The following is a 21,461-nucleotide window of genomic DNA, read 5'->3' as shown; positions in this document are numbered from 1 at the left end:
GACGGCCGGCTGAGTTCAGAAGGAGAAAGCGACATGAGCTTCCTCGACAGCCTCAAGAAGCCGCCGCAGCAGGAAGCGGCGCCTGCGGGCCAGGTGCGCCCGGAACGCCGGCGTCGCCGTCGCCTCGCTCTCGTGACGCTGCTCGTCCTGATCGTCGCGGTGGTGGGCGTCCTGGTGACTCCAGCCGCACGCCGTGAGCTGCGCGAATCGTTCACACGGCTGCCGAGCTCCTACACCGAGCTGTACTTCACCACGGCGCCGGCCGTCTCCCACGCCCAGGTCGTCGTCCCCGTCTCGGTCGTCCGCCACGGTGACAGCAAGGGGACCGACCGGCTCCGCGTGTGGCTGGAGTCGTCCACCGGCCGTACGACGGCGTCGGCCACGGCCACGCTCACCGAGCGGCCGGGCGGCCGCATGTCGACCGTCACGCGGCTTCCGCTGCGGCAGGGCGGCCAGGTCGTCCATGTCACTCTGCTCGGCCACCCCGAGTCGCTGCACTTCCGCCTGGGAGCCGGCAACTCCGAGACCACCAAGGGCTCACCATGACCGCCGTCAGCATCTTGGCAGGACGCGTGGCAGCCCGCCGCGCGCTCCTCGGCTCCACCGCGCTCGCCACTCTCATCGAGCTGCTGCCCGGGGCTCCCACCGGGCTGCTGGCGTTCGCCGGCCTCTGGCTCCTCCTCGGCGCACCGACCGTGCTGTGGTACGCCATCGCCTCCCGGTTCGTGTCGACCAGGGACGGCCGGGTGCTCCTCGCCGTCGGCCTCAGCGTCCTCACCGCCATGGTCGTCGCCCTGCTGGTGAACACCGCCCTGCCGGCCGTCGGCATCGGACAGCCGCTCGCCCGCGTTCCCCTCGCGATCGCCTCCATGCTGGCCGTCGCCGTCCTCGCTCTGGCCGCGGATCCTCCCGCCGAACGCCTGACCGACGGCCTCGCCCGGTGGCGCGAGGGGCATACCCGGAACCTGCCGCCGGGTCTCCTCCCGGTGTCGGCGCTCGGCGCCGTCATCCTCCTCCTGTCCGTCGCGGGCCCGATCCGGCTGAACAACCAGGCGGGTTCGGCCGTCAGCTTCACCGCGATGATCGCCGTCGCGCTGCTGCTCGCCCTCCTGATGTGGCGGCGCCGCCGCTACTCGTCCTCTGTCATCGTCCTGGGCCTGTTCTGCGCGGCGGCGGGACTCCTCCTCCTCACCTCGCTGCGCGGCTGGTACATCACCGGCCACGACATCCGGCACGAGTTCGAGATCTTCCAACTGACGGCCGCCGGCAACCACTGGAACATCGCCGACTACCGTGACCCGTACAACGCCTGCATGAGCATCACCCTGCTGCCGACGTCGCTGGCACGGCTGACGGGGATCTCCGGCATCTACGTCTTCAAGGTCCTACTGCCCCTGCTGTTCGCCTTCACCCCGGCGCTGGTCTACCGTTCGGTGCGCAACGTCGCGCCGCAGATCGTCGCGCTGCTGTCGGCGGTCTTCTTCATCATGTTCCCGACGTTCTTCACGGACATGGTGTTCCTGGGCCGCCAGGAGATCGCCTTCCTGCTGCTCGGGTGCGCCATGGTGGTGCTGACCGACACCGGCCGCCCGCTGGCCGCCCGGCGGATCGCGTTCACGGTGCTGGCCCTCGGCATCGTCCTCTCCCACTACTCCACCACCTACATCATCGTGGTGACCTTGGTGATCGCGCTCGTCACCGACCTGCTGTGGCGGCTGGGCTCGCGGCTGCGGAGGCGAACACCGCGGGACGCCCGGCGAGCCTTCGTCACCTGGTGGATCGTCGTCGCGACAGCGGCCGCCGCGGCCATCTGGGCCGGCCCCGTCTCGCACACGGGCGGGCAACTGGAGACGACGGTCAGCACGACCGTGCACGATCTCCAGAGCGGGCAGCTGGGGAACCGGTCCTCGGACGTGTCGTACAGCCTGATCGGCGGGGCACGGGTGAGTCCCACCCAGCGACTGAACGAGTACCGCACCTACGCCATGGAGCTGAGGCAACAGGCCGGGCGGGGCGGTGCCTTGGTGCCGTTGAGCGTGGTCGACAGCTACCCCGTGACGGTCGTCCCCCAGCACCTCCAGCCGCTCACACCGGCCGGCCACGCCCTCAAGGACACCGGTGTCGACGTGGCGGCGGCCAACAGCGGCTTCCGCGCGTTCATCGCGGGGCTTCTGCAACTGCTGCTGCTCCTCGGGTTCGTGACGACGGTGTGGGGGCGGCGCAAGGCGTTCCGCCCGACACGCGACCAGGTCACCCTGACCGTCGGAGCGGGCGCCGTGATCGCCCTGCTCACCGTTCTGCCCCAGGTCTCCGTCGACTACGGCGTGCTGCGCGCCTTCCAGCAGGGTCTTGTCATCTTCGCCCCGTTCCTCGCGGCCGGGCTGGTGTGGATCTGCCGGTGGGCCGGGCGGCGGCGGGCCGCGCCGCTGGCGTGCGCGGTGGCGCTGGTGCTCTTCCTCGACCTCGCCGGTGCCCTGCCGAAGCTCGTCGGCGGCTATCCGCCGGTGCTGAACCTCGACAACGCCGGCCAGTACTACGACAGCTACTACCCCCATCCCGAAGAGCGCACCGCGCTCCAATGGCTGCTGCCCCGCGCCCAGGGACAGCCCGTGGACATCCAGTCGAAGATCCAGGCGGACCACGCTCCCTACACCCAGCTGCAACTGCGGCTGCGCAAGCACGCGGGGGACAGCATCTACCCGGCACTCGTCCAGAAGGACGCCTATGTCTTCCTCGGCTACACGACGGTCCGCAACGGCGAGGAATCCCTCTTCTACCGCGGCGACACGATCACCTACCGCTATCCGATCGGCTTCCTGGACGCCACCAAGAACAGGGTCTACAGCAGCAACGGGGCGGACATCTTCCGCTGACCCGCGACCCGTCGCGAGTCCCGGCGCACGCCACCCCAGGAGGTCCCCATGACAGCGCGCACCGTCCTGCTCGCGGCGCCGCACACCGGGCCGGACTCCGCCGACGCGGCGCGCTATGTGGGGCAGCTCGCGCGCTTGCTGCGGACGCGGCACGGCTGCCGGGTGGTGATCGCCACGACCGCGCCCGAAGGGTGCGCGGCCGGGCGGTACGACGGCCCGGACGGTGTCCCGGTGTACCGCCTCCCGGCCACCGGGACGGTGTCGCCGGGGTACCTCTGGCGGCGCGGTGTGCGCCGTGTCATCGAGGCCGAGGCGGTCGATCTGGTCAACGCGCACACGTACGCGTCGGCCCCCCTCCTCGCCGACGCCGCCGCGCGCGCCTCGGGTGACCTGCCGTTCGTGCTGACGTGCCACCCGGCGACCACGCGCGAGGGGCAGGCGCCGTCCGGCCGGTGGCGCGCGAGGCGCGCACGCACCGTGCTGGCCCGGACCGCACGCCGGGCGCGGGAGGTGGTGTGCTCGTCGGCCTTCACCGCGCTGGACCTGCCCGACCTCTTCCTGGGCCGCTCGACCACGATCTGCCCCGGCGCCGATCCGGAGTGGCTCCCCACGAGCCCGGTGCCGGACGCGCCGCCCGTGCCCCAGGACGTCACCGCCTCGCTCGGCGGCACCGTGTCACCGCGGGCGGTCCCGGAGCCGTCCTGGGAGTGTCAGTCGGACCGCACCGTCGAGGTGTTCGACCGAGCCGCGGACGGCGGCCGCGCGATCCACACGGTCGCCGTCGTGGCGCCCAACTACCTCCCGAAGATCGGCGGCGTCGAGAACTACGCCAGGCGCGTCGCCCACGCGGTCGCCGACGACCCCGCGATGCGGGCCGTCGTCATCACCGCGAGCCCGACCCGGTGGCGTACGTCGGTCGGGGCCGACCGCGACGTGCCGGTCGTCCGCCTCGGGACGTGGGCGCGCCACCTCAACACCCCGGTCAGTCCGCTGTGGTTGTGGCAGGTGCCGCGCTGGCTGCGCCGTCTCGACGTGGACCTCGTCAACGCCCACGCCCCCGTCCCCGGTCTGGGGGATCTGGCGGTCGCCGTGTCCGGGCGACGCCCGTCCGTGCTGACGTACCACGCCGGCACGATGGTCCAGGGGCACAAGGACGTCGATCTGCTGGTCAACGCCTACGAACGGCATGTGCTGCCCCGGGTGTTCTCGTGGGCCCGCGTGCTCGTCGCCAGTTCACCCGTCTCGCTGGCCGCCGGCCGTCCGGGGGCCGTCGAGATCACGCCGGGTGTCGATGTGGACCGGTTCACGCCGGGTCCGCCGGCCTCCACGCGGCCCCGCACCGTCATCTATGTCGGGCGGCTGGACCGCGCGTCGCCGTGGAAGGGGGTCGATGTCCTGCTGCGGGCGTTCGCGGCCCTCGCCGATCTGCCCGACGTCCGGCTGCGCCTGGTGGGCGGCGGGGACGCCGTCCCCGACCACCTCGCGCACGCGCAGCGGCTCGGGATCGCCGACCGTGTCGAGTTCACCGGCGGACTCGTCGCGGACGCCCTCGTCGCCGCGATGCAGAGCGCGGCGGTGCTCGTGCTGCCCTCGCAGACCGAGCACGAGTCCTTCGGCATGGTGCTGGTCGAGGCGATGGCCTGCGGCACGCCCGTCGTGGGGTCCGACACCGGCGGCCCACGGCATGTGATCGTGCCGGGCGTGACCGGGCTGCTGTTCCCGCACGCCGACGCGGACGCGCTGGCCGCGGCCTGCCGACGGCTGCTGCGGGACGGGCGGCTCGCCGACCGCATGGGCGCCGCCGGCCGCAGCTGCGTGGTCGAACGCTATGCCTGGCCCACGCTCACCGAACGCTACCTCCGGCTCTTTCGATCACTGCTCCCCACGGCACCGGCACCGGCGCGGGGAGTCGTACCGAGGAGCTCCTCGACACCGGCCCCGACGGGAAAGGCGATGCAGCGATGAACGACACCCGGGAGCATCGGTCCGATCGGGCTGCCGAGGCGCCCGACCGTACCCGCGGCGGCAAGCGCGGCCCGCTGCACACGGTCGCGGTCGTCGCCCCGTACTACCCGCCGCACATCGGTGGCTGCGAGAACTACGCCGCACGCGTCGCCCGCGCGGTCGCCGACGACCCGTCGATGCGGGCCATCGTGATCACCTCCAACACGACCGGGTGGCGCACGACATACGGCGTCGACGAGCGTGAGGTGCCGGTCATCCGGCTGGGAACGTGGGCACGCCTGTCCAACACACCGGTGAATCCGCTGTGGCCCCTGCAACTGCGCCACTGGCTGCGCCTGCTCAAGGTCGACCTCGTCCACGCGCACGCGCCGGTGCCGGGCCTGGCGGATCTGGCGGTCGCCGTGTCCGGGCGACGCCCGTCCGTGCTGACGTACCACGCCGGATCGATGAGCAAGGGCCGCAAGAACGTCGACGTGGTGATCCGCTGGTACGAACGGCACATCCTGCCCCGGGTGTTCGCGCGCGCCCGTGCGCTCGTCGCCGTGTCACCGGTCTCGCTGGCCTTCGGCCGTCCGGGCGCCGTCGAGATCACGCCGGGTGTCGATGTGGACCGGTTCACGCCCGGGCCGCCGGCGTCGACGCGGCCGCGCACCGTCGTCTACGTGGGCAGGATGCTGCGCGCCTCCTCGGAGAAGGGGATCGACGTCCTGCTCCGGGCGTTCGTGTCCCTGGCCGACCTGCCCGACGCCCGGCTCAAGCTGGTGGGCGGCGGGAACGCCCTGCCCGATCACATCGCCCTGGCCGAGCGGCTCGGCATCGCCGACCGGGTCGAGTTCACCGGCGAGATCCCGGACGGCGATCTCGTCGCGGCGCTGCAGAGCGCTGCCGTGCTCGTCCTGCCCTCACGGTCGGAGGTGGAGGGCTTCGGCATGGTGCTGGCCGAGGCGATGGCCTGCGGCACGCCCGTGGTGGGCTCCGACGTGGGCGGCATCCCCCATGTCATCGATCCGGATGTCACCGGGCTGCTCGTTCCGCCGGGGGACACCGAGGCGCTGGCCGCGGCCTGCCGGCGGCTGCTGCGGGACGGTGACCTCGCCGACCGGATGGGCGCGGCCGGGCGCCGGCGCGTGGTGGAACACTTCGCCTGGGCGAAACTGACCGACCGCTACCTCCAGCTCTTCCGGTCGCTGCTGGCCGAGGCACCCGCCTGTGGCGGAAAGGCCGGCGAAGCATGAGCACCGCCCGGGAGACCGAGGCCGACCGCGCACCCCGGGTGGCCGGTGCCGCACCGGGCGGCCGCCGCGAGGCGGTGCGGACGGTCGCCGTCGTCGCGCCCAACTACTGGCCGAAGATCGGTGGCGCGGAGAACTATGCGCGTCGCGTCGCCCACGCGGTCGCCGCCGACCCCGGCATGCGAGCCGTGGTCATCACCGCGAGCCCGGCCGGGTGGCGTACCTCGGTCGGACACGACGGCGGCGTACCGGTCATCCGGCTGGGGACGTGGTCGCGCCGGTTGGTGAACGCGCCGGTGAGTCCGCTGTGGCCGCTGCAGTTGCGCCGCTGGCTGCGCCGGCTCGGCGTCGACGTCGTCAACGCGCACGCCCCGGTGCCCGGTCTGGGGGATCTGGCGGTCCTGTGGTCCGGCCGGCCGGCCGTCCTGACCTACCACGCCGGATCGATGATCAAGGGGCACCGGTTCCGCGACCGTCTTCTCGGCCTGTACGAGAGGCGGGTGCTGCCGCGCGTGTTCGCGCGGGCCCGTGCGCTCGTCGCCGTCTCGCCCACCTCGCTGGCCGCCGGCCGTGCGGGTGCCGTCGAGATCACGCCGGGTGTCGATGTGGACCGGTTCACGCCGGGTCCGCCGGCATCGGCGCGGCCCCGCACGCTCGTCTATGTCGGCCGGATGGACCGCGCGTCGTCGTGGAAGGGCGTCGACGTCCTGCTCCGGGGTTTCGCGGAGCTGGCCGATCTGCCCGGCGTACGGCTCAGGCTCGTCGGCGACGGGGACGCCCTGTCCGATCACGTGGCGCTGGCCGAGCGGCTCGGCATCGCCGACCGGGTGGAGTTCACCGGCGCGCTCACCGGGGATGCGCTGGTCGCGGCGGTGCAGCGCGCTGCCGTGCTCGTCCTGCCGTCGCTGACGGAGGCGGAGTGCCATCCGATGGTGCTGATCGAGGCGATGGCGTGCGGCACGCCCGTGGTCGGCTCCGACGTGGGGGGCATCCCCCACGTCCTCACCCCGGATGTCACCGGGCTGCTGTTTCCGCCGGGGGACGCGCAGGCGTTGGCCGCGGCCTGCAGGCGGCTGCTGCGGGACGGCGCTCTCGCGGACCGTATGGGCGCGGCGGGCCGGCGGCGCGCCGTCGAACGCTATGCCTGGCCGCCCCTGACCGACCGCTATCTCGCACTCTTCCGGTCGCTCTGAGGCCCCACGCACCGCGGCGCGGACGCCGGGTATCGGCCGCTCGAAGCCGGAGGCAACTCCTTGACCATCCGGCAAAACATCACCAAGATGGACATATACGGTGTAAGCATACATAGTCAGCGCTCTTCGCCAGGTCTGGGGGCCCAGCATGCGCATACGTCCCGGCCCGCGACCGGACACTCCCGGTGAATCCACCACCCCGGCCCCGCCACCGTCACGCAGTGCCGGACCGGCCGCGCCGCAACCCGTCCGAGCGACCCACATGACGCGTCGGGCCCTGCGCGCGGCCCGCTCCGTCGGGCGGGCCGTCGACCGGTCCCGGTTCGGGTTCCTGGTGGCGTTCCCGATGCTCCAGCGGGAAGTGATGCGCGCGGCACCGGCGGTGGACGTCCTCGCCGTGCTCGACGCGCTGCACCGAGCCGACGTGCGGGGGTGGCTGGCGGGCGGCTGGGGCGTGGACGCCCTGCTGGGCCTGCAGACCCGGCGCCACCTCGACATCGACGTCGTGCTCGCCTGGGACGACGGCCTCGAGGAGAGGGCCAAGCGCGCCATGGCCGGCATCGGTTTCCGGCCGCTGAGCGACGAGGTCCACCCCGACGGCCGTCCGATGCCGGTGCGCTGGGTGATGGACGACGGGCTGGTCGTCGTCGACCTGCTGCCGGTCGACATCACCCGCTGGCCGTTCCGTGAACTGCCCCGCGGGCGCGTGAACGGCCGGCCCGCCACCGCGACGGCCGCCGCCCCGCCCGATCCCGCGTCCGAGGACCGCGGCACGATCGCCGGACAACCGGTGCCGTGTCTGCCCCTCCGCCTCCAGCTGGCGATCCACCAGGGCTATCCGGTGCGCCCGTCGGACCGGCACGACGTCGCCCTGCTCGAAGAACTCCTCATGAAGCGAAGGGAAGCGCGATGAACCGCGGTGTCCGCACACTGACCCGGAACCTGACGGGTGCCGCGATACGCGTCGTCCGGCCCTCGAGCCTCCTGCTGGTCCCCGTCCCCGAGGCGGAGACCGCGCTGCGCACGTGGCGGGGCGAGAAGATGCTCCCCGGCGGAGTACCGGCCCACGTCACGGTGATGTACCCCTTCCTGCCCGCGCGCGCCATCGACGACCGGGCGGAGGCGCAACTGGCCCGGATCGCCGCCTCGGTCCCGCCGTTCGATTTCCGGCTCACCGAGGTGGGGCGGTTCCCGGGCGTGCTGTACCTGCGGCCGGTGCCCGGGGAGCCGTTCGCGGACCTCGTCGACCTCGTGATGCGGCAGTGGCCCGGCTACGAGCCGTACGAGGGCCGGTTCGCCGAGTTCGTCCCGCACGTGACGATGGCCGAGGACGACAGCGTCCACGAGGACACCGAGCGGCTCCGGCCGCTCCTGCCCATCGCCTGTCAGGCCAGGGAAGTGACCCTGATGACGGAGAGCGCACGAGGATGGCACACCAGAAGCCGTTTCCCGCTGTGCGGAACGGCGTAACGACGATGCTCCACAAGGTCCCCACCACGCGGGCCCTGTCCGGCGGCAGGACGGCGGCGCGCACGTCGGGGAGGCCGTCGGGCATGTTCGCCAACGTGGGGACCATGGCCACGGGCAGGGTGGTGGCGTCGTCGCTCATCTGGATCGCGTCACTGATCATCGTCCGTTCCCTGTCGCCCGTCGACTTCGGCAAATTCACCTTCATCTTCAGCATCCTGGGGATGCTGAGCATCATCACGGACCTGCAGATCGGGCGGATAGCAGTGGTCCGCCTGTCCAGCGGACTGAACGACCCCGGCAGATTCGGCGGCAACTACGTCCTGCTGCGGCTGGCCCTCGGTGTCGTCGGCTACGCGCTGGCCGTGGGCTTCGTCGCCGCCGCCGGATACCCGGCGGACGTCGTCCGTGCGACCGCCGTCGCCGGAGTCGTCGTGGTGGTGGCGACACCCGCGAACGCCTACAACGCGGTGTTCGAGGCCAGGATGCGGCTGCGCCCCATCGCCTTCGCCACCGCGCTCGGAGCGATCGGCCAGCTCGCGCTGACCGCGGCGATCGCGGCGGCCGGCGGGACCTTCCTGCTCTTCGCGATTCCCGTCGTCCTGTGCGAGCTGCTGGAGATCACCTCGAAGGCGGCCGCCGCACACCGCGTCATGCCACTGCGGTACCGGATCGACCTGCCCGAGTGGTGGTCGCTGATCCGGGAGGCCGTGCCGCTGTCGGTCGGAGCCGGCCTGATGCTGGTCTACTACCGCATCGACGCCGTGATGCTGACGAAGCTGGACTCCTTCACGGCCGCGGGCGCCTACGGAGTCGCGTACAAGTTCGTCGACCTGGCGCATTCCGCGTCCCTGTACGTCGGCATGGCCGTCCTGCCGCTGCTGGCGCGGACCTGGCCGCACCAGCCCGCGGCGTTCCGGGCGGCCACCGGGCGTGCCGCGTTCCTGCTGTCGGTACTGGGCGGCCTGCTGGTGTGCGAGTTCACGGTCTTCGCGGAATCGGTGATCCGCACGCTGTACGGCGCCCGGTACGCTCCGGCGGCCGATGCCGCCCGCCTCGTCGTGGCGTCCGAGTGCGTCGCCTTCTTCACCTTCCTGGCGTTCAACTGCCTGGTGGCGGCCGGACGTAACCGCCGCTACCCCCTCGTCACCCTGCTCGGTCTGCTCGTCAACGTCGCGCTCAACCTCGTGGCCATACCCCGGTGGTCGTATCTCGGTGCGGCGGTCAGCACGCTGGTGACCGACGTCCTGGTCTGCGTCCTGATGACGCTGCTGCTGCGCCGGATCCCGGGGATGCGTCCGCTGCCGACGCCGCCGTGGCTGCGCGTGCTGTGCGCCGCCGTGTGCGGGGCGGTCGTCGGCTGGGCCCTCGCCCGCTTCACGTTCTGGCCCCTGGCGGCGATCGTGACCGCCGTCGTCTACGTGGCGGTCCTGCGGGCGCTGCGGGCGCTGTGGCCCAGGGACGGTGATCCCGGCGAAGCCGGCGGCACACCCGCGTACCCATCAGGAACGGAGGACAAGTGATGAGAGTTCTCTTCATCAACGAGAATCTCGGCGGACACGCGACGATGCACCTGCATCTGCGGCAGGTGCTCCGCGAGGAGCATCCGGAGATCGAGGCGCAGTTCCTCGATGTGCCGCCGCCCTCACTGCTCCGGCTGGCGGTGGGCTCCCGACTGCCGTTCCTGGGCCGCTGGGACCTGGACCTGCAGCCGCTGCGGCTGCAGCTCGCCACGAGCGCCTGGGTCCGCAGCCGACTGCGGGGGCTGGAGGAGCGGTTCGACGTGATCCACGCCTACACGCAGAACACCATGCTGCTCAGCACCGGGACACTGCGCCGCAAGCCGTCGGTGGTGGGGCTGGACACGACCAACGCCCGCAACGCGTACATGCTGCCCTACCGGGAGCCCACCCGGTGGACCGAGCCCATGCTGCGCCCCACCCTGCACCTCGAGACGGCGGTCTTCCGGTCGGCGGGCGCGATCGTCGCGAAGACCGACTCGGCCGCGGCGTCGGTCCGCGACCAGTACGGCGTCAGGGACAGCCGCCTGCAGGTCGTCAGGCCCGGCATCATCCCGCACGCGGCCGACCCGCCCGCCGCTCCGGGGACACTGCGCCGAGACCTCCCGCGGATCGTCTTCGTCGGGGCCCAGATGGAACGCAAGGGCGGCAGCCAACTCGTCGCACTGCACCAGCGCCATCTCGCCGACCGCTGCGAACTGGTCGTGATCACCAGGGAACACGTTCCGCGAGGCCGCAATCTCACGGTCGTCAACGACATCCGTCCCGGCGACCCCCGGCTCTGGCGGATCCTGCGCTCGTCCGCGCTGTTCGCCTTCCCGAGCCGCATCGACGCGTTCTCCATCGCCGTCCTGGAGGCCATGGAGGCCGGACTGCCCGTCGTCGCCTGCGCGGTGAACGGGGTCCCGGAACTGGTGGCGGACGGCCAGACCGGCCTGCTGGTCGCACCCGGTGACGACGGCGGCCTGCTCGGCGCCCTCAGCGCACTGCTCGATGCCCCGGCCCGGCGCGCGAGCATGGGAGCGGCCGGCCGGGCCCGTCTGCTGAAGGAGTTCGACGCCCGCCGGGAGGCGGCCGAGGAAGTGGCCGTTCTGCACGAGGTCGTGGCACGCCACCGGGCCGAGGGCGCCGCAGCCGGCCCCGCACACCGTCCCGCCGGCGGATCGCTGCGGCCGCCGCCCCCTCGCCGGGTGAGGACCTGACGAGAAGCCAGGTCCGGAAGGAGCACCGCCATGATCCGCATTCCCATCCTCAACTACCACTGCGTCGCGGACTACCCCGCGCCCTGGATCGCCGAGTACACGGTGACTCCCGGCGACTTCGAGAGGCATCTCGACGCGATCGCCGACGGCGGCCGGACCGTGGTGCCGGTCGCACGCCTCGCCGACGCCTCCCGCGGCCGCCGTGCCCTGCCCCGCAACCCCGTCGTCATCACCTTCGACGACGGCTTCGCCGACTTCGCGGACGTCGCCGTCCCCGCCCTGGCCGCGCGTGGCCTGCCGTGCACGTTCTTCGCGGCCACCGGCTCCCTGGAGGGCCGGCGCCGACGCGAGACCGTCTTCCCGCCGCATCCGATGGTCAGCTGGAGCAGGCTGCCCGAGCTGGAGGAACAGGGGGTGGAGATCGGGTCGCACTCCCACACCCACCGGGACCTCGATCTGGCCGACCCCCGGGTCGCGGCGGACGAGGTGGTGCACAGCAAGGAACTCCTCGAGGACGCCCTCGGACATGAGATCCGCTCCTTCGCCTACCCGTACGGTCACTTCACCCCGCGTCTTCGCCGGGAGGTCGCCGCGTGCGGATACGACTCGGCCTGCGCGGTGCGCGGCCGGCTGAGCCGGGTCGGGGACGACGTCTACGCCTTCGCCCGGCTGCCGCTGCTCGCCTCGACCACCGTCGAGGAGGTGAGCGCCTGGATGACCGGTCGCGGCGCGCGGGTCGCCTCGGCACGGCCGGACACCCTCGGCATTCGCACCGACCGGCTGTACCGGCGCGTTCTGCGGATGCCGGTCCTGCCGGAGGACGCCCTCGCAGACCTGCCCGAGGACGCCCTCGCCGCCCACCACTAGCGCCGCCCCGGCGGGCACCGGCCCGAGCGCCGGCCGCCCGGCCAGGGAGAACGACACGGAGAAGGACGTGCGTCATGGACGTCAGCGTGTACCACCCCGACGAACTGACCGCCGCGGACCGCGCGGCCTGGACGGCGCTGCAGTCGGCGGCGCAGCCCGGCGGCCGGCCCCAGATGGCCAACCCCTTCCTCTCGCCCGAGTTCACCCTGGCGGTCGGCCGCTGCAAGCGCGGGGTGCGTGTCGCCGTGGTCCGGGAGAAGGGCCCGTCCGGTGAGCCGGTGGCGTTCTTCCCGTACCAGCGCTATCCCGCCGGGGTGGGCCGCGCGGTCGCCTTCGGCATGTCCGACTGCCAGGGGCTCGTCCACCGGCCCGGTTTCGAGTGGGACGCGGACGAACTGCTGGCGGCCTGCGGCCTCACCCTGTGGGAATTCGACCATCTCACGGCCGGGCAGCATCCGTTCGAGCAGTCGGCCACGGGAAGCTTCGCCTCGCCCGTGATCGACGTGGCGGAGGGCTGGGACGCCTACCTGGCCCGGTTGCGCGCGAAGTCACCGACGTTCACCGGGACCACTCTGGCCAAGGAGCGCAAGCTCGGGCGGCACCACACCGACGTGCGCTATGTCCACGACGAGCGCGACCCGGCCGTCCTGCGTACGCTGATGGAGTGGAAGTCGGCGCAGTACCACCGCACGGGTCTCGCCGACCGCTTCGCGCGTCCCTGGATCACCCAGCTCGTGCAGCAGTTGTTCCAGACCCGCTCCGAGCCGTTCGCGGGCATCCTGTCCGTGCTCTACGCCGACGGAAGGCCGATCGCCGCGCACTTCGGGCTGCGCACCGAAAGGGTACTGGCCGTGTGGTTCCCCGCGTACGACCCGGCGTTCGCGAAGTACTCCCCGGGCCTGATCCACATCATGCACATGGTGCAGGCCGCGGCGCGGGACGGAATCGCGTACCTGGATCTGGGACGGGGCGACAGCCGGTACAAGGACTCCTTCAAAACGGATGAACTGAGCGTTTCGGAAGGACTGGTGAGCCGCCGCCACCCCGTCGCCCTCGTCCTCGGGAAGAGCCATGCCCCGGTGCGGGCGCTGGCGGACGTCGTCTTCTCGCACGCGGAAGTGCTCGGGCGGGCCAACCGGCTGCTGAGGAGCGTGGGCATGCCCCGCGGGCCGGGAAAAGCACCGTAATGCCGACGGCCCGGGCTTGCCGGCATGGCCTCGTGGCCTTCGTGACGGCGCTGATCATCTGTGCGGTCACGGCTCTGCTGCCCACGGCCTGTACAAGAGACGACCCGAGGCCCCTGCGGCTCGGCATCGCGTACGGTCACCGCCTCATCGGGCTGTCCGACAAAGACCTGGGCGCCGCCCTCGACGAGGCCGTCGACGTGGGAGCACGGTGGGTCCGGGCCGACCTGCCCTGGGGGGACGTACAGCCCAGCTCACCGGATCAGTACCGATGGAGCCGGTTCGACCGTGTCGTCGCCGCGGCCGGCAAACGCCACCTCACCCTGCTGCCCATCCTCGCCTACACACCGCCCTGGGCACGGCAGCCGGGGTGCACCAGCGACAAATGCCGGCCTGCCGACCCCGCGGTGTTCGCGGCCTTCGCCGCGGCGGCCGCGGCACGCTACGCACCGTCCGGCATCCACACCTGGGAGATCTGGAACGAGCCGAACACAGGCGACTTCTGGAAGCCCCGGCCCGCCCCGGCCGCCTACACCATGCTGCTGCGGGCGACGAGCCGGGCGCTGCGGCACGAGGACCCCTCGGCGCAGGTGATCCTCGGCGGGCTCGCCGCGGCGCATTCGCAGGGCGGGAGCCTCTCACCGGCCGACTTCCTCGCGGCCGTGTCGGCCCGCGGCGGCAACCGGCTCGTCGACGCCGTCGGCTACCACCCGTACACCTACCCCTACCTCGCGAGCGACAGGCCGCCGTGGGGAACCCCATGGGAGGACATCTCCGGCCTGGAGAGCGTGCTGTCCGCGCACGGAACGCCCGGCATGCCCGTGTGGATCACCGAGTACGGAGCGCCCACCGACGGTCCCGGCCCCGCGTCGGACGGGCGGGCGGCGACGATCGACGCGACGACGACGCACGTGACCGAGCAGCGGCAGGCCGCGATCGCGGCGGACGCGGTGCGCACCGCTGCCGCCACCCCGCGCGTGCAGGCACTGTTCTGGTACTCCGACCGCGACCTCGGCACCGACCCGTCCTCGACGGAGAACTTCTTCGGACTGCGCCGGGCCGACGGCAGCGCGAAGCCCGCTCTCGGCGCCTTCCGCCAGGCCATCGCCGCGTACGAGCGGAAGTGATCGCCACCGGCGCTCCGGCAAGGCCCTGACCTGCGACGCTCCGGTCACCGACCCGCGCGCATTACGCTGGGAGGCTGATCCATCCCCCGGGCAGGAGTGAAATGGCCGTCAACCTGGTCAATGTCGAGAACGTCACAAAGGTGTACGGCACCCGTGCCCTGCTGGACGGTGTGTCGCTCGGCGTGTCCGAGGGGGACCGGATCGGAGTTGTCGGCCGCAACGGCGACGGGAAGACCACCCTGATCCGGATGCTCGCCAGGCTGGAGGAGGCCGACACCGGCCGCGTCACCCACTCCGGCGGCCTGCGCATCGGCGTGCTCACGCAGCACGACTCCCTCGACCCGGAGGCGACCGTCCGGCACGAGGTCATCGGCGACATGGCCGACCACGAGTGGGCCGGCAACGCCAAGGTCAGGGACGTGCTGACCGGACTGTTCGGCGGGCTGGACCTGCCCGGCTTCCCCAAGGGCCTCGACACCGTCATCGGACCGCTCTCCGGTGGCGAGCGGCGCCGTATCGCGCTGGCCAAGCTGCTCATCGAGGAGCAGGACCTGCTCGTCCTGGACGAGCCCACCAACCACCTCGACGTCGAGGGCATCGCCTGGCTGGCCCGGCATCTGCAGAACCGGCGCTCGGCGCTGGTGTGCGTCACCCACGACCGCTGGTTCCTGGACCAGGTCTGCACCCGGATGTGGGACGTGCAGCGCGGCGCCGTCCACGAGTACGAGGGCGGCTACTCCGACTACGTCTTCGCGCGGGCCGAGCGTGAGCGCATCGCCGCGACCGAGGAGGTCAAGCGGCAGAACCTGGTCCGCAAGGAGCTGGCCTGGCTGCGGCGCGGCGCGCCCGCGCGCACGTCCAAGCCGCGCTTCCGCGTCGAGGCCGCCAACGAGCTGATCCAGGACGTGCCGCCGCCCCGCGACAGCAGCGAACTGATGAAGTTCGCCTCCTCCCGGCTCGGCAAGACCGTCTTCGACCTGGAGGACGTGACCGTCCAGGCCGGTCCCAAGGTGCTGCTCAAGCACGTCACCTGGCAGCTCGGCCCCGGCGACCGCATCGGCCTGGTCGGCGTCAACGGCGCCGGGAAGACCTCGCTGCTGCGCGCGATGGCCGACGCCGCCCGCACCGGCGGCGAGGCGCAGCCGGCCGGTGGCCGGGTCGCCGTCGGCCGGACCGTCAAGCTCGCCTACCTGTCCCAGGAGGTCGCCGAGCTGAACCCGAACACGCGGGTCCTGGAAGCCGTCCAGGAGATCCGCGAGCGCGTGGACCTCGGCAAGGGCCGCGAGATGACCGCCGGTCAGCTGTGCGAGACGTTCGGCTTCGGCAAGGAGAAGCAGTGGACGCCCGTCGGTGACCTCTCCGGTGGTGAGCGGCGCCGGCTGCAGCTGCTGCGGCTGCTGATGGACGAGCCCAACGTCCTCTTCCTCGACGAGCCCACCAACGACCTCGACATCGAGACCCTCACGCAGCTCGAGGACCTCCTCGACGGCTGGCCCGGCTCGATGATCGTCATCTCCCACGACCGGTTCTTCGTCGAGCGCACCACCGACCGCGTCTTCGCCCTGCTCGGCGACGGCGCCCTCAGGATGCTGCCGCGCGGCATCGACGAGTACCTGGAGCGGCGCCGGGGTATGGAGGAGGCGGTCGCCGCGCAGGTCACCGCGGCGGCGCCCAAGCCGGCGGGGACGGAGAAGAGCGCCGCCGACCAGCGCGTCGCGAAGAAGGAACTGCAGAAGATCGAGCGGCAGTTGGACAAGGTCTCCGAGCGGGAGACCAAGCTGCACGCCAAGATCGCCGAGAACGCCACGGACTTCGCGAAGGTGGCGGAACTCGACGCCGAACTGCGGGAGCTGGCCGGCCAGCGCGAGGAGCTGGAGCTGCGCTGGCTGGAACTGGCCGAGGACGCCTGACCGTTCGGGCGCATGCGCCCCGCGCGCACGTCACGTGAAGGGGGCGTGAAGGCGCGTAACGAGGGCATCACGGGCCGGTCCTCCGTTGGGTACAGGCTCGGGCGCACACCGGTGGACTGTCGGCGGCGGGTGATAGAAAGGGCCGTCTGAGAACTGTCTGTCGAACGACTCTGGGTCCATCGCGTACCTCAGGGCGTGGGTGAAAATCAGTGAGGTAGGGGGAGACGCTGATGACTCAGCCGCCCAATCAGCCGCCGCCGGGCGGGTTCGGACCGCCGCAGGACCAGCCGCCGCAGCCCGGTGGCGGGTTCGGCGCTCCGCAGAGCCCGCCGCCACCGCAGGGCCCGCCGCCCGGCGCACCGCAGACGCCGCCGCCTCCGCAGACCCCGCCGGCCGGCGCCCCGCAGCCGGGGTACGGCTACCCGCAGCAGCCCGGGCCCTACGGCCAGCCGAGCGGCCCGTACGCGGCTCCCAACACGCCGCCGGCGCCCGGTCCTTACGGCCAGCAGCCGGGACCGTACGGCCCGCCGCAGCAGCCCGGCCCCTACGGCCAGCCGCAGCCCGGCTACGGCTACCCGCAGCAGCCGCAGTTCCCCGGTGCGCCCGGCACTCCGCCGCCGCCCGGATCCCCCGGTGGCCGGAACCCGTTCAAGGGCAGGCCGCTCGCCGTCGTCGGCGCCGCCGTCGCCGCGCTGCTCGTCATCGGCGGCACGGTGTGGGCGGTCAGCGGCGGCGACGACGAGCCGAAGAAGAAGCCGGTCGCCCAGCAGAGCGACGACCCCAAGCCGACCGGATCCGAGAGCCCCACGGGCGACCGCGGCGGCGACGACCCCGAGGACCTCAACGCCGGCCGCCAGCCCGGCGAGGCGAAGGTGCTGTGGTACCAGACGGCACCCGACGCGCCGAAGGGCGGCGCGGAGGCCCCCGGCCTGTGGATCACCGACAAGGTCACTGTCAAGGCCGCCTACAAGCAGGTCTTCGGCTACAACATCAGCGACGGCAAGCCCGCCTGGACCCCCATCACCTTCGCGTCGAAGATCTGCGCGGCCACCCGTGAGAAGACGGCCGACAACAAGATCGTCGTCGCGTACATGGACGGCACCAGCGAGCGCGCCAAGTGCAACCAGCTCCAGGAGATCGACCTCGCCACCGGCCAGAAGGGCTGGACCGGCTCGGTCGACGACGGCGCCCTGTTCGACAGCGCCCTCAACGTCGAGCTGACGATCGCCGGTGACACGCTGATGATCGGCCGCTCCCAGTCCGGCGTGGCCCTCGACGTGCACAGCGGCCACAAGCTGTACGACAAGAAGCGCTACGGCTCCGCCTGCTTCCCCTCCGCCTTCGCCGGCAGCACGGCCAAGCTGGTCCAGGTCGCCAGCTGCGGCGCCATGACGTCCAACGAGCACGAGGAGCTCCAGGGCCTCAACCCCAAGACGGGGGCGGTGCTGTGGACCCAGCCGCTGGAGAAGGGCTGGGAGGTCAAGAAGGTCTTCTCGATGGACCCGCTGGTCGTCTACCTCACCAATGAGGACAAGAAGGTCTGGGACATGGTGGTCCTGCAGGCCGACGGCAAGCTGCGCACCCATGTCAACGTCAACGAGAAGTTCGACTTCCAGTGCGGCTGGAGCATCTTCCAGCGCAACCTGCAGGGCTGCCTCGGCACCGCCGCCGGCGGCGACACGCTGTACCTGCCCACCGACGCCACCACCGGCGCCAACGAGGTCGTCGCCATCAGCCTCGCCAACGGCAAGGAGAAGTGGCGCGTGAAGTCCCCGGCCGACGAGTCGATGCTGCCGATGCGCGTCGACGGCAACCAGCTCGTCGCCTACGTCCAGCCGTCGTACGACGCGGGCGGCCAGGTGGTGTCCGTGCCGACGGCGGGCACCGCGCACCAGCCGGCCAAACTGCTGCAGATGCCCGCGTCCACCGCGGAGATCGAGAACGGCTTCTTCTCCAAGACCTACGACTGGGTCGACGGACGCTTCTACATCGCGACCACCCGGCTGGGCGGCGGCGATGAGGCGAAGGAGAAGCTGATGCTCGCCTTCGGCAAGTGAGCCCGCAGCGGGGCCCGTCGCCGGGCCCCGCTCTCGTGTGCGCTTCTCTCCCAGTCCGCCCAGCCGACGACCAGGTCGTCCGACCCGAGGTACCCACGTCATGACCCAGCCGCCCCCGCCCCCGAACCAGCCCCCGCAGCAGGGGGGTGGCTTCGGCCCGCCGCAGGACCAGCAGCCCGCGCAGCCCCCGCAGCAGCAGGGCGGCTACGGCACGCCGCAGCCCGCCCAGCCGCCGGCCGCCCCACCGACCCCGCCGCAGACTCCGCCCGCCGCGCCGCAGACCCCGCCGGGTCCGGCCGCGCCGCCGAGCCTGAACAAGCCCTCGCAGTCGGCCCCCGGTTACGGCTACCCGCAGCAGCCGCAGGCCGCCGCGCCCACACCCCCGGCCCCGCAGACGCCCCCGCCGCCGATGCCGGGACAGCAGCCCGCGCCCGGTTACGGCTACCCGCAGCCCGGCCGGCCCCCGACGCCGCCCCAGCCGCAGCCCGGCTACGGCTACCCGGGCGGGCCGCAGGCGCCGTACGGGCAGCAGCCCGGGTACGCCTACCCGCCGCAGACGGCGCCCCAGCCGCAGACAGCGCCGTCGTCCGGCGGCGGGCGCAAGGTCAACCCGCAGGTGGCGATCATCGTCGCCGCCGTCGTCGCGTGCGCGCTGATCATCGGCAGCGGTGTCTGGTACTCCCACTCCAAGGGCGGCAAGGACGAGACCGCCAGCTCCGCCGGTCCCACCGGCGGCGGCAAGGGCGGCGATTCGCCCGCCGGCGGTGGCGGCAGCGAGAAGGTGCCGGACAACCCCGCCTCCCAGGTGCTGTTCCAGGTGCCCATGCCGCCGGTCACCGACGACAGCAGCGTCAGCGTCAACGGCTCCTGGCTCACCGACAAGGTGTACGCCAAGACCGGCGTCGCCGAGATCGTCGGCTACGACCCGGCCAAGGGCACCAAGCAGTGGTCGATCCCGCTGCCCGGCCCGGTGTGCACGGCCAGCAAGTACGCCTCCGCCGACGGCAAGGCGGCCGTCGTGTTCGAGCCCGCGATGCCGACCAAGGACAAGCCGTCCCACGGCTGCAGCCAGGTCGCCGGGATCGACCTGACGACCGGCAAGAAGCTGTGGACGCAGACCGCCAAGAACGGCGACGACCTGGCCACGTTCGACAACGTCACCCTCAGCGGCGGCACCGTCGCCGCGGGCGGCCTGGACGGCGGCGCCGCCTGGGACGCCACCTCCGGCAAGTCCCTGTGGGCCCCGAAGGCGGCCGACACCTGCGAGGACGCCGGGTACGGCGGCGGGGAGAAGCTCGTCGCGGTGCGCAAGTGCGGGTCGTACGACAACCCGGTGGTGCACATCCAGACCATCGACCCGAAGTCCGGGAAGGTGTTCTCCGACTACAAGATGTCCACGGGCATCGACGACGCGGCCATCGTCTCCAGCAACCCGCTCGTCGTCGGCGCCGACGTCGGTGACACCGGCAACGGCAGCGGGGTGTCCGACATCTTCTCCATCGACAACGCCACCGGGCAGCTGAAGGCGCACATCTCCCTGTCCGGCGACGGATACACGGAGACCTGCGACACCCTCGACGAGGTGGAGAACTGCCACGGCCTGGTGGCCGGCAACGGCAAGCTGTACGTCTCCACCGCGGAGCACGACGGCACCGGCGACCACGGCCGGACCAACGAGATCGTCGCCTTCGACCTGGCCACCGGCAAGCAGACCGGCCAGCGCGCCGACGCCGGCGACGGCTACACCTACACCCCGCTGCGCATGGACGGCTCCAACCTCATCGCGTACAAGCGGCCGCCGTACGACAAGGGCGGGCAGATCGTCAGCATCGAAGGCGGCAGCTTCAAGGCGACGACGCTGCTGGAGAACCCGGCGACGCGGTCGGTGCGGGACGTGGAGACCAGCATGCTCCCGGACCACGCGGAGATCATCTTCGCCGGTGGCCGGCTGTACATGGCGGACACCTTCGCCCGCAAGCCGATGGCGGGTGAGCGGGAGTACCTGGCGATCGGGTTCGGCACGCGGTGACGTCCGCCTGATCCGCGCGGTGTGGCCCCGCCCCTGTTCAGGGGGCGGGGCCACTTTTCGTCGCGTAGGGGGCGCGCGACGTCGTACAAGCGTGTAGCTTCCGGGAGCAATGGATCCGGGGGACTGGGGGGTTCTCTTGGCAGTGCGGCTGATGGTGGTCGACGATCACCGACTGCACGCCGAGGCACTGGCCTCGGCGCTGAAGCTGCGGGGGCACCGGGTGCTCGCCGCGACGGCGCCCGTCGCGGGAGCGGCGGAACTGGTGATCTCGCGGGCGCCGGAGGTGTGCCTGCTGGGAACGGCGGCGCCGGCGCAACCGGGGGTGTTCGACCCCGTGGCGCGCATCCGGCGGGAGCGGCCGCAGGTGGCCGTGCTGGTACTGGGCCCGGTGCCGAGCCCGCGCGGCATCGCGGCCGCGTTCGCGGCGGGGGCGTGCGGCTATGTACGGCACGACGAGCGGATCGAGGGCGTCGAGCGGGCCATCACGAAGGCGCGGACGGGGGAGGCGGCGGTGGCACCGGCCCTGCTGCAGCAGGCGTTCGCCGAACTGCTCAACCCCGCGGCCCAGCCGGACGACGAGGGCCAACGCCTGCTGTCGATCCTCACGCCGCGCGAGGTGGAGGTCCTGGTCCGGGTCGCGGACGGCGAGGACACGAGGGTGATCGCGGCGGGCATGGGCATCGCCCCCTCCACGGCCCGGACGCATGTGCAACGGGTCCTGATGAAGCTGGGGGTGGGCTCACGCCTCGAGGCGGCGGCCCTGGCGGCGCGGACGGGGCTGCTGGAGCGTGCGGCACCCGTCGAGACCGGGGGCTGACAGCCGACGGCACGGCAG

At 72.2% G+C, this 21,461-nt stretch carries 16 protein-coding genes; all 16 read left to right on the top strand.

Annotation, left to right across the window (positions count from 1 at the left end; translation table 11 throughout):
- Positions 1-33: 33 nt before the first annotated feature.
- The 16 genes from AB0J12_RS08025 to AB0J12_RS07950 all read left to right on the top strand — a co-directional run bounded on the left by AB0J12_RS08025 (position 34) and on the right by AB0J12_RS07950 (position 21,443).
- On the top strand, positions 34-546 hold the full coding sequence (locus tag AB0J12_RS08025) for a hypothetical protein (protein ID WP_363263369.1): 513 nt from the start codon (positions 34-36) through the stop codon (positions 544-546).
- Entirely contained in the window at positions 543-2,873 is a 2,331-nt protein-coding gene (locus AB0J12_RS08020) for a hypothetical protein (RefSeq protein ID WP_363263368.1), read from the top strand. The genes AB0J12_RS08025 and AB0J12_RS08020 overlap by 4 nt, the downstream gene beginning before the upstream one ends.
- Positions 2,874-2,921: 48 nt before the next feature.
- Positions 2,922-4,838, top strand: coding sequence for a glycosyltransferase (locus AB0J12_RS08015; RefSeq protein WP_363263367.1), 1,917 nt, complete (start codon positions 2,922-2,924; stop codon positions 4,836-4,838).
- Positions 4,835-6,073, top strand: a complete 1,239-nt coding sequence (locus AB0J12_RS08010; RefSeq protein ID WP_363263366.1) for a glycosyltransferase — start codon at positions 4,835-4,837, stop codon at positions 6,071-6,073. The genes AB0J12_RS08015 and AB0J12_RS08010 overlap by 4 nt, the downstream gene beginning before the upstream one ends.
- A complete protein-coding gene (locus tag AB0J12_RS08005) occupies positions 6,070-7,263 on the top strand; it encodes a glycosyltransferase family 4 protein (RefSeq protein ID WP_363263365.1) in 1,194 nt (397 codons plus the stop codon). The genes AB0J12_RS08010 and AB0J12_RS08005 overlap by 4 nt, the downstream gene beginning before the upstream one ends.
- Before the next feature lie 262 nt (positions 7,264-7,525).
- On the top strand, positions 7,526-8,176 hold the full coding sequence (locus AB0J12_RS08000) for a hypothetical protein (protein WP_363263364.1): 651 nt from the start codon (positions 7,526-7,528) through the stop codon (positions 8,174-8,176).
- On the top strand, positions 8,173-8,733 hold the full coding sequence (locus tag AB0J12_RS07995) for a 2'-5' RNA ligase family protein (RefSeq protein ID WP_363263363.1): 561 nt from the start codon (positions 8,173-8,175) through the stop codon (positions 8,731-8,733). The genes AB0J12_RS08000 and AB0J12_RS07995 overlap by 4 nt, the downstream gene beginning before the upstream one ends.
- An 83-nt stretch (positions 8,734-8,816) precedes the next feature.
- Positions 8,817-10,253 carry a polysaccharide biosynthesis C-terminal domain-containing protein gene (locus AB0J12_RS07990; RefSeq protein ID WP_363263362.1) on the top strand — a complete coding sequence of 479 codons (1,437 nt, stop codon included), beginning with the start codon at positions 8,817-8,819 and terminating at the stop codon, positions 10,251-10,253.
- Entirely contained in the window at positions 10,253-11,452 is a 1,200-nt protein-coding gene (locus AB0J12_RS07985; protein WP_363263361.1) for a glycosyltransferase family 4 protein, read from the top strand. Before AB0J12_RS07990 ends, AB0J12_RS07985 begins: the two co-directional genes overlap by 1 nt.
- Positions 11,453-11,482: 30 nt before the next feature.
- Complete coding sequence (locus AB0J12_RS07980) at positions 11,483-12,319, top strand: polysaccharide deacetylase family protein (protein WP_363263360.1); 837 nt, start codon at positions 11,483-11,485, stop codon at positions 12,317-12,319.
- A gap of 74 nt (positions 12,320-12,393) precedes the next feature.
- Entirely contained in the window at positions 12,394-13,506 is a 1,113-nt protein-coding gene (locus AB0J12_RS07975; protein WP_363263359.1) for a GNAT family N-acetyltransferase, read from the top strand.
- A gap of 32 nt (positions 13,507-13,538) precedes the next feature.
- On the top strand, positions 13,539-14,630 hold the full coding sequence (locus AB0J12_RS07970; RefSeq protein ID WP_363263357.1) for a cellulase family glycosylhydrolase: 1,092 nt from the start codon (positions 13,539-13,541) through the stop codon (positions 14,628-14,630).
- A gap of 101 nt (positions 14,631-14,731) precedes the next feature.
- Positions 14,732-16,540, top strand: coding sequence for an ABC-F family ATP-binding cassette domain-containing protein (locus AB0J12_RS07965; protein ID WP_363263356.1), 1,809 nt, complete (start codon positions 14,732-14,734; stop codon positions 16,538-16,540).
- Between the two features lie 230 nt (positions 16,541-16,770).
- On the top strand, positions 16,771-18,597 hold the full coding sequence (locus tag AB0J12_RS07960) for a PQQ-binding-like beta-propeller repeat protein (RefSeq protein WP_363263355.1): 1,827 nt from the start codon (positions 16,771-16,773) through the stop codon (positions 18,595-18,597).
- Between the two features lie 100 nt (positions 18,598-18,697).
- On the top strand, positions 18,698-20,626 hold the full coding sequence (locus AB0J12_RS07955) for a PQQ-binding-like beta-propeller repeat protein (RefSeq protein WP_363263354.1): 1,929 nt from the start codon (positions 18,698-18,700) through the stop codon (positions 20,624-20,626).
- Between the two features lie 136 nt (positions 20,627-20,762).
- Positions 20,763-21,443, top strand: a complete 681-nt coding sequence (locus AB0J12_RS07950) for a response regulator transcription factor (RefSeq protein WP_363263353.1) — start codon at positions 20,763-20,765, stop codon at positions 21,441-21,443.
- Positions 21,444-21,461: the final 18 nt, after the last annotated feature.

The organism is Streptomyces sp. NPDC049915 (genome assembly GCF_040656475.1).
Taxonomy (GTDB): Bacteria; Actinomycetota; Actinomycetes; order Streptomycetales; family Streptomycetaceae; genus Streptomyces.
The sequence above is the reverse complement of the archived record's forward strand: the minus strand, read 5'-3'. Positions and strand labels throughout refer to the sequence as shown.